General features: G+C 36.2%; 12 protein-coding genes. 10 read left to right on the top strand and 2 right to left on the bottom strand.

Translation table 11 applies throughout. From position 1 onward, the window contains the following. Positions 1-71: 71 nt before the first annotated feature. From AC1RPQ_RS06245 to AC1RPQ_RS06235, 3 genes are all read left to right on the top strand, one after another. The gene (locus tag AC1RPQ_RS06245) at positions 72-2,495 is read left to right on the top strand and encodes a hypothetical protein (RefSeq protein ID WP_481761761.1); all 2,424 of its coding nucleotides are present in this window, start codon (positions 72-74) and stop codon (positions 2,493-2,495) included. 51 nt (positions 2,496-2,546) lie between these two features. Then, entirely contained in the window at positions 2,547-4,646 is a 2,100-nt protein-coding gene (locus AC1RPQ_RS06240) for an L-type lectin-domain containing protein (protein WP_481761760.1), read from the top strand. A gap of 115 nt (positions 4,647-4,761) precedes the next feature. Further along, on the top strand, positions 4,762-5,475 hold the full coding sequence (locus tag AC1RPQ_RS06235; protein WP_481761759.1) for a hypothetical protein: 714 nt from the start codon (positions 4,762-4,764) through the stop codon (positions 5,473-5,475). A gap of 35 nt (positions 5,476-5,510) precedes the next feature. Here the strand turns inward: AC1RPQ_RS06235 and AC1RPQ_RS06230 are convergent, their stop codons facing one another. Together AC1RPQ_RS06230 and AC1RPQ_RS06225 are read right to left on the bottom strand one after the other, a co-directional pair. Then, positions 5,511-6,344: an undecaprenyl-diphosphate phosphatase gene (locus AC1RPQ_RS06230; RefSeq protein WP_481761758.1), complete on the bottom strand. Its 834-nt coding sequence runs from the start codon at positions 6,342-6,344 to the stop codon at positions 5,511-5,513. Positions 6,345-6,484: 140 nt separating this feature from the next. After that, positions 6,485-7,924, bottom strand: coding sequence for an amino acid permease (locus AC1RPQ_RS06225; RefSeq protein WP_481761757.1), 1,440 nt, complete (start codon positions 7,922-7,924; stop codon positions 6,485-6,487). Between the two features lie 256 nt (positions 7,925-8,180). Here AC1RPQ_RS06225 and AC1RPQ_RS06220 point away from each other — a divergent pair, with 256 nt between their 5' ends. From AC1RPQ_RS06220 to AC1RPQ_RS06190, 7 genes are all read left to right on the top strand, one after another. Then, positions 8,181-9,737: a hypothetical protein gene (locus AC1RPQ_RS06220; RefSeq protein WP_481761756.1), complete on the top strand. Its 1,557-nt coding sequence runs from the start codon at positions 8,181-8,183 to the stop codon at positions 9,735-9,737. Positions 9,738-9,937: 200 nt separating this feature from the next. Continuing rightward, a complete protein-coding gene (locus AC1RPQ_RS06215) occupies positions 9,938-10,570 on the top strand; it encodes a WxL domain-containing protein (RefSeq protein ID WP_481761755.1) in 633 nt (210 codons plus the stop codon). Positions 10,571-10,619: 49 nt separating this feature from the next. Beyond that, positions 10,620-11,336 carry a WxL domain-containing protein gene (locus AC1RPQ_RS06210; protein WP_481761754.1) on the top strand — a complete coding sequence of 239 codons (717 nt, stop codon included), beginning with the start codon at positions 10,620-10,622 and terminating at the stop codon, positions 11,334-11,336. 30 nt (positions 11,337-11,366) lie between these two features. Then, positions 11,367-12,044 (top strand): WxL domain-containing protein, encoded by a 678-nt coding sequence (locus AC1RPQ_RS06205; protein WP_481761753.1) that lies wholly within the window; start codon positions 11,367-11,369, stop codon positions 12,042-12,044. A gap of 41 nt (positions 12,045-12,085) precedes the next feature. Beyond that, positions 12,086-12,757: a WxL domain-containing protein gene (locus tag AC1RPQ_RS06200; RefSeq protein WP_481761752.1), complete on the top strand. Its 672-nt coding sequence runs from the start codon at positions 12,086-12,088 to the stop codon at positions 12,755-12,757. A gap of 93 nt (positions 12,758-12,850) precedes the next feature. Further along, positions 12,851-13,192 carry an LPXTG cell wall anchor domain-containing protein gene (locus AC1RPQ_RS06195; protein ID WP_481761751.1) on the top strand — a complete coding sequence of 114 codons (342 nt, stop codon included), beginning with the start codon at positions 12,851-12,853 and terminating at the stop codon, positions 13,190-13,192. Positions 13,193-13,326: 134 nt separating this feature from the next. Then, positions 13,327-13,929, top strand: coding sequence for a pentapeptide repeat-containing protein (locus AC1RPQ_RS06190; RefSeq protein WP_481761750.1), 603 nt, complete (start codon positions 13,327-13,329; stop codon positions 13,927-13,929). Positions 13,930-13,955 lie beyond the last annotated feature (26 nt).

Genomic DNA, 13,955 nt, shown 5'->3' with positions numbered 1-13,955 from the left:
TTTTTTGTCTGTATCATGCTATCATATTAGTTATTATAGATGAACTTTGGGGAAAATAGGTGGGGGCCAACATGAAAATTAATAATAAATTAAAATTAACACTACTAACTTTTGGGTTATTCTTTTTAGTTAATGTAACAAGTATCAAGGCAGATGCGGATTATGATTCTGCAAAAGCATCAGCACCTCGAGCAATTTTAATGACAAATTTATTCCAGACGGGTACTGGTGCTGGAGTAGTAGCAACTAGTGGTATGGTCGAATTAACCGATACCAATAAAGATCCTAATTCGACTAATCTGGCTGCTAAAACGATGGTTAAAATTACGGATGCTAAGAATCAAAAAGCAGCAATTTGGTCAACAGACGAAAATTCATTTGATATTAATACAAGTAGTAAAGCTTCTATGTGGATTTATTTTGGTAGCAAAACGAATACTGCTGGGGATGGGATGGCACTTGTTTTTCAAAATGATGCAAAAGGAAATGCTGCTATTGCAACTAAAGCAGGTGAAACGTTAGGTGTTTGGGGAGACGATTCAGTGGGTACGGGATCCCCCAATAATACTGCTAGAGGCGCTATTCAAAATAGTTGGGCGCTAGAATTTGATACTCATTTGAATAATGGTAATAGTTCAGGAAACGGATTTGATTTAGATCCTAGTTTAGCACCTAACCATATTGGTAGTGGGTATCCAGCTGTTGAGGCAACATACACGGATAATCATACAATCTCTTCTTCAGTTAAACTAAATCATTTAGGCCTTATTAATTATAATGGGTTCTTATCAAATCGGGCATGGCATCATGTGACAATTGATTATAAATCAGTGAGTGCGAGTGCTGGGTCAATGACATATACGATTGATGATAAAAAACCAATTTCAGGAACAGAAGACTTGGATCCTACTGAAGATACAAGTCAGACAGGGCAGACGGCAAGTGTTCCAATTGATAAATCGAAATTTAATTCTACAACGGGTAAAATCCGTTGGGGATTTACAGGGTCAACGGGTGACTCTTTTGAAAATAACTTAGTTATGTTTGAAACTGTACCAGGTCTTGTTAATGCGACTGCGGTACAAACTATGACGGATATTACACAAAATAACAAGGATGTCTCGGCTAATGGAGAAGTAAAAGCTGGAGATAAAGTAAAATTCAACACTACCGTAACTTACGATAGTGGAAAACAATCGTGGACAGGCATAGGTGGATATTTAAAATACCCGGCTAATAATATAAAATGGACTGGGTATGAAATACCTAACGATTTTGGTACAGGAAAATTTCCTAGTAATATCTATGGAAGTGACCCTGCTGGGTTATCCGGCGCGCAAATACCTGAATTATCTACACCTGGACAAAGTTCACATATTTCATTTATCGGTGAAGTAATGCCAGTTGAAGTGGATACACCAGTGACTGTTTCAGCAGGTCAATTCATCGGAAGCAATGCAATGATTGATTCTAATCCTATTAGCTATACGATTAAAGCATCACCAAAAACAGCCTTAACGATTGATGGCCTTAAAGATATTGATATTAATTATGGAACGGATGCGACGATTAGTGGAACGGTAAAATCTAGTTTAGGTGGAACTTTTGCTAAAGGAACAACGGCCAGTGTGACACTTAATGAGGATACAACACCTATTAAGGGTGATGTCGCAACGGATGGTACATTTAACGTAACGATTCCAAAGGACAAACTAACCACTGGCGAATATTCTTATAATGTTCAAGTAACAGATCCAGATGGTAATACGACGCAAAAATATACACAAAAAATTAATATTAAACCCGTTTTAACTTTAAATGATAATAAAGGAACCGTTGTAGCGCCATATACATTGATTTTCCAAGTAGCTGATAATAGTGCAGCGTTAACAACGTACTATAAAGAAGGAAGTACTGGAACACCTGTTGAATTAGAAAAATATACAAATACTAAACCAGGTTCGACACAAGATCATAGTGTAGCACTAGATACAACTAAGTTTGCCATTGGAACGCACGAGTTAACTATTTATTCGGTTGATTCTGAAGGAAACATTTCTAATAACCAAACAATCTCTGTTGTCGTAGGATTGTTGAGTATTTCATCAGATGATTCAATTAATTTTAATAATAAAATACCAGCGAAAAGAAGTATTTTAAACCGTGCTTCAAGCTATATGCTTAAGTTAGAAACGTCAGCAGCTAAAAACTGGACATTGTCTGTGACTGCAGGACCACTAACTGCAGCAAGTGATAAAAGTACTTTAAAGCATTCAACTATTGGGTTTCGTAATTCAAATCAGGAAAACACGTTACCGCTTTCTCCAACGTATGGTACAATAGTGTCTACAGGAGTAGGTCAAGCAACTACGGTTGAAAAAAGTTGGTCAGCAGATTCTGGAATTGTATTGGATGTTGAACCAAGTGAAATTAAAGTAGCTGAAACCTATAGTTCTGAATTAGATTGGACGCTAACGAATGTACCAAATAATTAATAATAAACTTAATTGTCGGTTAAATTCAAATGTCCGGGGGGAGATAGGATTATGACAATATTACGGCTGAAAGCTGTACTTTTTACAGGTGTGTTAGTGACATTAGGGCTTAGCTCTACAGGTGTTAATGCTGATGATTATTCTAACGCAGTGGCATCGGCACCAGACGCATTAGTATCAAATGGACTTTTGACACCTGGAACAACAGGAACACAAAATAATGCAAAAATTGTAACATTCGATGCTAGTGGTAATGTTGTTTCTGAAACAGCAGATAACGCAGATAAATCAATTATAAAAATTACGGATGCAACTAACCAAGTGGGATCTGCCTGGTCTACAGCAAACAATAAATTTAATCTTAATAAAAATAATAAAATGTCAATGTGGATGTATTTCGGTAATCAGGGTGCTAATTCTGGTGATGGGATGGCTTTTGTTTTACAAAATGATAGCCGTGGTCTCAGTGCTATTTCTGGTGGAGGCGAATCATTAGGTGTTTGGGGTGTTGATAAAGGTGGATCAGAATCTACCGTTGCAGGAACAGCTATTAAAAATTCATGGGCGTTAGAATTTGATACACATAAAAATAGTGAGGCAAGCAAGGGTAACGGATTTGATAATTTAAACACTATCCAAGACAATCATCTGGCAAGCAATTATCCTAATCAAAGGGCTACTTATGAACAAAATGGTTTTTTAAGTAAGTATAATAAATTAACTCATGATGGACTACTTGCTGTCGCTGACTTATCTAATGGAAGATGGTGGCATGTGTCAATTGATTATAAATCAACGTCTACAACTGCCGGCTCAATGACCTATACTATTGGAGATAAAGTCCCCGGTACGGGTGATGTATTAGGTGGTGGTCTTGCAAAGACAGTTCCAATTGATAAAAGTAAATTTGCGAGCACTGATGGTCAAGTGACTTGGGGATTTACGGGCGCAACAGGCGGTAACTGGGAAACAAATTTAGTGATGTTTGAAGAAATATCTGATTTAGTTTCTGTTACGGCGACGCAAAAAGTGACAGATACTACCCAGAACAATAAGGACATTACCGCATCAGGAATTGCTAACAGCGGGGATAAACTTAATCTTCAAACAACTTTGAAATACAATGATGGAAAGCAAGATTGGAAAAAAATCGTTGCTTCGTTAAAAACGCCTAATGCTGTGACGTTAGACAAAGAAGGTATCATTAAATACGCCGATGGAACAACGCAAACATTTGATACAACAACTAAAGATGGTGTCATTACATCAAGTCTAAATAAAAACTTATCAAAAAGTAATGATACAGCAACGATCAGTATGAATGGGACAGCTAAAATTGTTGCTACAGATACCAAAGTAACAAGTCCAATTAGTACATTTAATGGTCAAAATACGATAGTAAGATCTCAGCTAGCTACGTTTACCATTAAGGCATTAAAGCAGAAGATGACACTTTCAGGATTGCTTGATAAAACAATTGATAGTGGTCAGTCGATTAAAGTTACGAGTAACGTTAAAACAGATACACTAATGGAAAATGATAACGTTACGATAACAACGATGCTGAATGGTAAAGCCTTTAGTGATAAATCAATGCTATTCAATAAGTTGGGTAGCATTGACTACGCTGAAGTGCTGCCTGCAGATAAGTTAAACGTTGGAAAAAATACTTATACGGTAAGTGTTGAAGATCAATATGGTAATTCAGTAACGGGTCAAGAAATTATCACTGTTAATGATCCAGGTGTTTTAGAAATAGCATCGGTAACGGGTGCATTAAATTTTGGACAAAGTGATATTCCAATACCCAACGAAGAAACAACCTATAGCCCTGTAGAAGAATTAAGTATACAGGTAGTTGCATCGGTACCAGGTACATGGAATTTAAAGCTGACTGGAACTGATGTTGTTGGAGCCAGCGGCACTGTGCTAAAAGATGCATTAATTTACAAAGAAAAAGCGACAGATATTGGGACACCTTTAAAAGACCATTCGATAGATATTGCGGGTGGGAACTCATCTCCTAACCAGATAACTAAAACGTGGGCAAAAGATACGGGAATTCTATTGCGTGTTAAACCTAGCGAGGTTAGAAGTGAAGAATATGATGCTTCAGTGCAATGGAATTTGAGTAATGTACCAACTAAATAAGTAGTATTAGTGAAAAAGGATAACAAAAGTTATCCTTTTTTTATTTATGTTTTGCAATTATTGCCATCTAGGATATTATGGACTATGTAGAGAGAATACGGAGGATAGATAACTAATGAAAATGACCGTTGAACAATTCATGTCCGCTATTGAGTTAGAGGCGTACACAAAGATTTTTTATACTGCCACACCAGAAGATGTCCAAGCGATTGGTGTACCAGAATTATTCGCTAAGTGTTATGCTGATTTAGAAAACAATGTACGGGATGGTAAGCTTGTAGAAGTTCAATTGATGATTGAATATCCTGAAGGTACCGCAATTTTTACACTTGAAGCAAATATCCTTAATTTACCATACAAATATTATAAAAAGTTACCCAGCTTCTTTAATGAAGTAACAGATGAAGCAGAAGTTAATGTCTATCTGATTGTTGAGTCACCAATTCTGAACGCATCTAAATTAAGAATCGATGAAATTACATCTGTGACTAATTATTTAGAAAACCCCAGTGATCATAATATGACAAGCACAACTATGATTGCTGAAAAGATAGCTTTCCTTGAAAATCCACCTATTATTGAAGAAAAAGAACCAGTTGTCGTTGAAAAGAAAAAGAAAGCTCCAGCTAAGAAAAAACCAGCTGTTAAAAAGAAACCAGCAGTTAAAAAGACGACGGCTACAAAAAAAGCGACAACAAAGAAAAAAACGACAACTGTAAAGGCGGCAGCCAAGAAAAAGCCCGTGGCCAAAAAGGTACCCGCTAAAAAGAAACCGGCTGTAAAGAAAGTAACTACTAAGAAAAAAGCACCAGCCAAGAAAACTAAATAAAAAAACGCCGATATTATCGGCGTTTTTTTGTCTAATTATTTAATGAAGAAATAGTAAACGAGTAGCAAGGCACCTAAAATAATACGGTACCAACCAAATGGTTTGAAATCTTTCGACTTGATGTAACCCATCAAGAATTTGATTGCAACAATTGAAACTAAGAATGCGACTACACAACCAAGTAATAAGACGGCTGTTTGATCACCGGTAAAGCTATAACCATTATGGAAGTATTTAACTAATTTGAGTAGACTGGCACCGAACATAACTGGAATTGATAAGAAAAATGAAAATTCAGCAGCAATGAATCGAGAAGTCCCTAATAAAATGGCACCTAAAATAGTTGCACCAGAACGTGATGTTCCGGGAATTAAAGCAAGAACTTGGAAAACACCGATTAGTAACGCTGTTTTGTAAGTAACTTGATTGAATGATGTAATAGAAGGAACAGCATCGGCTTTTTTGTTTTCAATAATAATGAATAAAACACCATAAATAATTAACATTAAGGCAACAACTGGGAAATTATATAATTTCGCATTTAACCAGTCATCAGCAACTAACCCAATCACAGCAGCTGGAAGTACAGCTACAATGACTTTACTCCATAGAGACCACGTATCTCTTTTTTCTAATTGCGATTTTTTTGGAGAAAAAGGATTTAATTTATGGAAATACAACACACAAACTGCTAGGATAGCGCCCAGTTGGATAACAACGAAGAACATTTCCATGAAAGCAGCATTTTCTTTTAGTTGTAAAAATTCGTCAACTAAAATCATATGTCCCGTTGAACTAATAGGAAGCCATTCTGTAATTCCTTCGACAACTCCCAAAATAATAACTTTTAACATAACAATAATATTCATACAAATAGATTCCTTCCAAAATTTTATTTAACTGCTCTAGTATACCTAATATGAAAATTAAAAACCATAAAATTAAATAAACCTTATGCTTTTAGGCATAAGGTTTATTTGTGAATATAAGATTTTAGTTAAGATTAATTTTATAGGGCTTTTTTGTTACCGCGACGTGCAATTGCAGGGAGGATTAAACCTAATGCAACTAAGACAAGTGGTGTGACAATATTAAGTGTTAATTGGAACAAGTAGTTAGAAGGGCTATCTGAGTAGTTTAATTTAGGAACAACTCCTAGGATACAAGCGAATGCAGTGAATAAGAAACACCAAGCACCAACAATGTAACCAACGACAGGATTCTTAACAAACTTGTAACCGGCTTTGAAATTCTTCAATTGTTTGTTTAATAGCATGTAAGCGAAGAATACCCAGAGATAACGCATAGGCATGACAACCGCATTTAGGTTCAATAACCATTTGTATAATGCGTTCATGTTACCAATCCCGATTGCAGGAATGATAATTAAAATACTAACTAAAACACCAGTCATGGCATAACCATTAACGGGAGTTCCTTTTTTATTAAGTTTTGACAAGCTTTTAGGAATGAAGTTTGGATCAGCATCACCTAAAAGAATTTTTAATGGTGCATCAATTGAGAAAGCAAGCGCTGAAATTTGAGCCATCGCATTGGCAATTGCGTATAGAATCATGAATAAATTACCTACGTGATAGAAACTACCAAGACGTAAGAAACCTTCGTAAGGACCATTTGTGATTAAATCATCAGGGATGTTAGTTCCGTTAAATAAGAATCCCATAGCGAACGAACCTAAAATAGCACAGATGGCAACCATTGCGGCCAATGCTAACATTCCTTTTGGAAATTCTTTAGCTGAGTTTTTTGTTTTATTAACATAGGGAGAAATCTTTTCAGCACCACCAACAGCGAAAACTAACATTGAAATCGTTGTGAAGTAGGCGAAGTTAAAGTTAGGTAGATATGATTTAATGGCACCCATATCAGGTGTTTGAATTTTAGCATGCGTCATGAATGGCGCTGAAACTGCCAACAAGATGAATAATAATGACATAACGAACATTGCTGTTCCGGCAACACTACCAATTCGACTTAAAGTAGCAAGTCCCTTTGAGGCAATCCATAAGAAGAAAATGAAAATGACTAAGCCCATAAGTGAAACGGTCATAGCAGAAGTTTCATTAACGAAATTTCCGTTACCTTTGAATAACCAACTAAAGGCAATTAAAATACCTTGTGGTTTTTGTGCTAGGTAAGGAATATGTACGACCCAATAAGTCCAAGCTGCATAGTAGGCAAGTCTCTTGGTTGAAGTTTCTTTCACCCATGAAGACACACCACCGCTGGCATCTTTAAATGTTGAGCCTAATTGACCAACAATTAAAGTATAAGGAACAAAGTAAAAAATCATGATTAAAATCCAAGATGTAATAACAGTGAGTCCTTGGTTAGCAAAGTTGTTAAAGACATTTGCAAGTCCCCAAACGGAAACGAATGCAATTAAAGCAACGTTATACCAACGTAATGTTTTTTCTGATTCTAGCAAAATAATAGCCTCCATATGGATAAAATATTTTATGATACTGGTGCAGTGATAGCTATGGTTAAGTATAAAGAAAAATGAAATAAAGTACAATCAAATTTTGTGATACATACTATAAGAAGTAAATATAATTATGATTAAAATGTCAAAAAAACACATCTAGGTCGCAAATGTTGAATGTTGTCTACCGAATATAGATGATATTATAACGGTAATTGGTTAACGACATAAACTAAAAAGAGAATCCTGGGGGATTATTATGAAACCAAAAAATAGAATTGTGATAGGTAGTTTGTGTGCGATGATGTTGTTCGGGGGAACAGCGTTGAATGAAACTATATCAGCAAGTGAACAAGAAGAAGCAACTAGTTCAAGTATTGCGACTATAAAAGAGCAAACTTTAGAAAATGTATTAAGTGAATCAACAGAATCAAATAAGGCAGATTCTAGTAGCTCAAGTAGTAGTGTATCTGATGAAAAAATAGATTCAGAAGTTGATACGACAAATGCAACAAGTTCAGAATCAGCGTCGTCTACACTATCTAGTGAAAAACTAGATAGTCAAAAAGACGAAAAGAAACAAGTAGAACAGGCTAAAAAACAAAGTAGCACAACACGTACGTTATTTGATGATTATAAAAATGCAGAGATTGTAGGGATGTTTCTGGGTGGAAGTAAAAAAACGATTAGCATTGACGATGTACTTAGCAAAGAATCAACAATAATGCCTGCAGATGCAGCGTTAGCTGACCTATTTTATAGTCAGGATGATGCGGGTAATGGAAATAGCGTTGATGGCTCAGGAACACCAGAAGGATCACCTGGGTACTATCCTGCCGTATCTTTAGATAACTACGTATTCAATGTGCAAGTAACCAAACCAGATAGTACGGCAACAATTTACGCACCTTTTCATCCAACATCGTATGATCCAATAGAAACACTCATGCAAGCACCAGTTACAATTAAAAATTCTGATCTAGCAATTGGGGAAAATAAAGTTGAGCTTACAGCTACAAGAGTAATAGGTGGGGGAACTAGTTTTCCAACTAAGGGAACTATCATTGTAACCATACCAAATCCTAAGATTAAAGTAGATGCAATTGCAGGCGATAAATTAGACAGTACGACTAATACGGATATCCCAGTAGTTGATGTCGCAAGTACTGAGTACCCAGTGAGCTACACGGTGAATAGTGATCATGCAACGACCTTAACAACTCAAATTACAGATTCTTATGGTGATGTAGCACACACCAGTCAATATAAGGAGGAGTACGATAATAGTAAAACGCTAGGTAAAGATCATACTAATACGATTAAGATGACCGACTTGACGGTTAAACAACATACAATAACCGTCACAACAACGGATGATCAAGGTAATGCGACTGTTAAAAAATTCATCCTTAATGTTAAAAAACCAACTAAAACGTTAAAAATTAATAGCATTAATAATTTAAATTATGGAGATAAAATTAAAATACCAAATGAAAAAACCAATTTAACACCATTAATTGGTCTTAATGTGGACCTTTCAGCTGTGGATGCCGGTAACTGGGTGTTGACTGTAAAATCAACAGGATTAACTGATGATCCAGATGCTTTGGTCTTTAAAAGTGATGCCAATGCTACAGAGCAAATCATTAATGATGCTGGCATAACCGTTTTATCAGGTAATGGTGTAAATGATACAGGAAAGGAGTTTAACGATGATGGAACCGGTATTTTGTTAAAGGCAGATCCATCAAAGCTTAGAGCAACTGCCTATAAAGCAGACTTGAATTGGACATTATCAAGTGTCCCAGTAAAATAACGTCAAAAAATGACACCTAACACGTAAATGTTGGTCGTTTTAAATGAAATAATTTTGGTATTATAATTTTATAGAAAAGAATAACTAAATAAGAATTAAGTAATTATGACTGTCAAAAGAAAACACTTAACCATGAAATATTGACCGTTTTTAGGTCAAATATCGACTATAGTGAGTGTATACGAAAAATGGGGGAAACAATGATGAAAAAAACTTTATTAACAACAGTAATGATTAGTGGTGTGGTATTAGGTTTCGGAACAATAAGTAAGGTATCTGCAGCAGATACTGCTACATCAAAAGATACAACGGCAAGTGCCACGTTTACAGCTGGCGGAATAGATCCAACAGATCCTAATAGTGCATCATTGTCAATTACAAATGTCACAAGTAAAGTTGATTTTGGTAAAGAAGCAATTTCTGCAGCGAATACTACATTAAATTCAAATAGTGGTATTAATGTAAGTGTTAGTGATCTTCGTGGAACATTTGTTGGTTGGAGCGTTAAGGTTAGTGGTACACCATTTATGAGTGTTGTAGATACTGTTGCTGATCCTACAGCTAAATCTGTAGAACTAGAAGGTGCTACATTGTCACTCCCTGATGGTACTGCATCGAATAATATTGGTGACGTACCTGAGGTAACAGCAACAGCTACAGGCAACGTCTTAGATGGTGGTGCAACAATTAGTGCACCTGTTGACAAAGGTGCAGGGGAAACTACAACAAGTTATGCACAAAAGGGTATTAACTTAGGGGTTGTTGGTGGTACAGCACATGCTGCTGCATACTCAACAACATTAACTTGGACATTGACTGACGCTCCTGCTTAATTAGGTTAGAGTCGGGTGAAATATTAAAAAAATTTGGGGGAAATATATTATGAAAAAAAGTTTAACAAGTTCATTATTAGCAACAACAATTTTAGGTGCAGGTTTAGCAGTATCAAGTAACGTAAATGCTGCAGATACTGTCTTACCAGATAGTGCAACAACTGACGGTTCAGTAACATTTACACCAGGTACAGATCCAACAGACCCAGTTGACCCAACAGACCCAGTTGACCCAACAGATCCTGGTGATGGTGGTGGCGGTGAAACAGGACATGCTGGTCCTTTAGCAATTGTATATGCAACAAAGGCTGTAACATTTGGGATTCCAAAAGATGATGGAACTGGTTCTGTTAGCACTACTGTACCTGTTTCAGCAAGTAAACAAGACCTTAAAGGTAGTAACTTTATTTCTCTTCAAGTTGCCGATACTCGAGGAACAGATGCTGGTTGGACATTATCAGTTAAAGCAGATCAATTCAAAAGTACAAAGTCTGGCGAATTAGCTGGAGCTGTCTTAGCTTTAGGTAAAGGTGATAATACCTTAATTGGTACCGGTGCTACACCAACACCTGCATCAGCTGCTGCAGTTGCAGCGGTTACTGATGGTGGAACTGTCTTATCAGCTAAAACAGGCGAAGGTGCTGGTTTAAATGCAGATAAGATTCGTGCAGACAACATGACTTTGACAATTCCTGCAGGTTCAGCTAAAGCTGATACTTATGCAACAACGTTAAACTGGAGTCTTTCAGACGTACCAGCTGTTTAAATTAAATAACAAATTCGGGGGAAATAAATTATGAAAAACGTATTAACAAGTGCATTATTATCAGCAACAATCTTAGGTGCAGGCTTAGCAGTATCAGGTAGCGTAAACGCTGCTGATATGACACCTGCAACAACAACAACTGGTGTTCAATTTAAAGCTGGCGATGAAGGACAAGTTATCCCTCCAGTTGACCCAACAGATCCAACAAAACCAACAGAACCTGGGGATAACGGTAATACTGGTAACAGTGGTAATCTTGCTATTATCTATGCTACTAAAGCAATTAGTTTTGGTACTGAAAATGAAATTACGGCAAATACGGTTAACTTAACGTCTGATACAGATGTTGCAGTTGAAGTTGGTGATGTTCGTGGAACAAATGCTGGTTGGACTTTATCAGTAAGTTCTAAGCAATTAGCTAACGCTGATGAATCAGAAAAACTTGGCGGCGCTGCAATTAGTTTAGGCGCAGGTGCTGTTTCAGTTGGTAATGGTTCTACAGCTAACCATGCAGTGTCATCAGCAATTGCTGATACAACAACTTCTGGGGTTGTTCTTGGTGCTACAGCAGACGCTGGTGCAGGTATTAACGTTGATAACATTAAAAAAGAAAATGTTAAATTAACAATTCCAGCTGGCGTTGCTAAAGCAGATATCGCGTATGCTTCAACGTTAACATGGACTTTATCAGATACACCAGCTGTTTAATTATTTACAATAAAAAAGATAGAATTATGGGGGATTAGATTATGAAAAAAGGTTTAACAAGTGCATTATTAGCAGCAACAATTTTAGGTGCAGGTTTAGCAGTTTCAAGTCATGTAAATGCAGCAACACTTGCTCAAGGTGCATCAACTGATGCTAGTGTTTCGTTTAAGGCTGGCGATGAAGGACAAGTAATCCCTCCAGTTAACCCAACAAACCCAACAGACCCAACAGATCCTGGTGATGGTGGTGGAACTGGTAATAGTGGTAACCTTGCTATTGTCTACGCTACAAAAACAGTAGACTTTGGTTCAGATATTGAAATTCCTACAAAAGCATTGACTGTTAAATCAGCAAAAGATCTTGCTATTGAAGTTGGGGATGTTCGTGGAACAAATGCTGGTTGGGCACTTTCTGTTCAAGCTGACCAATTTAAGAGTGGTAGTGATGAATTAACTGGTGCTGTTCTTTCAACAGGCAAAGGTAAAGTAGTTGTTGCTGAAGCAACAACTGGAACAACTACAGCTGTTTCAAATGCTGTTACAGATTTAACAACAGCTGGCGTTGCTTTAAATGCTGTTAAAGATACTGGTAGTGGTGTTACTGTTGATACACTTGCAGCTGGAGACATTTCATTAACTGTCCCTGCTGGTGTTGCTAAAGCAGAAGCTTACTCAACAAAAATGAACTGGACACTTTCTGACGTACCTGCTTAAATAAGTTGTTTAAAAAGCATTATATGGTGGCAATCACTATATAATGCTTTTTAACAAGAATCTTTAAAGTATTCCTTGGGGGAGGTTAGTCTCATGAAGAAAAAGATTATGATTATAGCAATGTTACTTTTGGGAGTTGTCATGCTGAATACTAATCAAATGGTTAGTGCGGCAACAACCGAAGCCGGTTCTACGAATGTGACTATCGGTTTTAAAGAGAATACCAAAGTGACACAACCAACTAGTGTACCTGAAAGAAAAACGACTGTTAATCCTGAAAAAGACATAAAAGGCTCAGTATCATCTGTAGGTGGTATTTTACCACAGACAAATGAAGAAAAATCTGTGATGGTTGTCTTAGTAGGATTCGTTCTAATATTAGGAGCACTACTATTATTCTTTATTAAAAAGGATAAAAAAGAAAATAAAGGTTAAAGAAAAGATAAATCAGAATAATCTGATTTATCTTTTTTATTATCTTCTAACTAAAAAAGGTCTTAAGTATTTGTGAATAAATATGTTAAAATTTATAAATAGCGTTTTAAGTAAACATTTAGGAGTGAATTATTTTGGATAATCAAGTTGTTGAAGGACAAACCATTTCATTTGATGATATTAGATATGGATTAACTTACCATAATTGTACGATTGAGGCTTCTTTTGAGACAGTACGAGTTGATTCAGTCACTTTTGATCATTGTACCTTTGAACAAACTGACTTTGTGCGTAGCGAATGGTTAGATACTGTAATTGATCATTGTGAGTTTTTGAACGCAGAATTTAATGAAAGTTATTTTTTTAGAACTGAAATTAAAAGCTGTCGGATGATGGGGTGTGACTTTTCTAATCGTACTGTTTTTAAAGAAACGACATTTAGAGATTGTCAGTTAAGCTATTCTAATTTTAGTGTCGCTAATTTCCAAGAAGTTGAATTTAGACGTTGTGATTTAAAAGAAACCAGTTTTCAAGCGGTTGAAATCAAGAAGAAATTAACATTCCCTGAAAGTAATATTGAAGGTTGCGATTTTATTGAGACCAACATGAAGTCTGTGGATTTCTCTGAGAGTGAATTTGAAACAGTTATACTGGATCCTAAGCTGGTTCGTGGATTAACGATTAATGCTTACCAGGCAACAATTTTAGTTGCTTTATTAGGTATTAAATTGAAGTGAGCTTACAATATTGTAAGCTTACTTTT

Source organism: Dellaglioa sp. CoH-57-MRSF-21 (assembly GCF_056781915.1).
The sequence above is the reverse complement of the archived record's forward strand: the minus strand, read 5'-3'. Positions and strand labels throughout refer to the sequence as shown.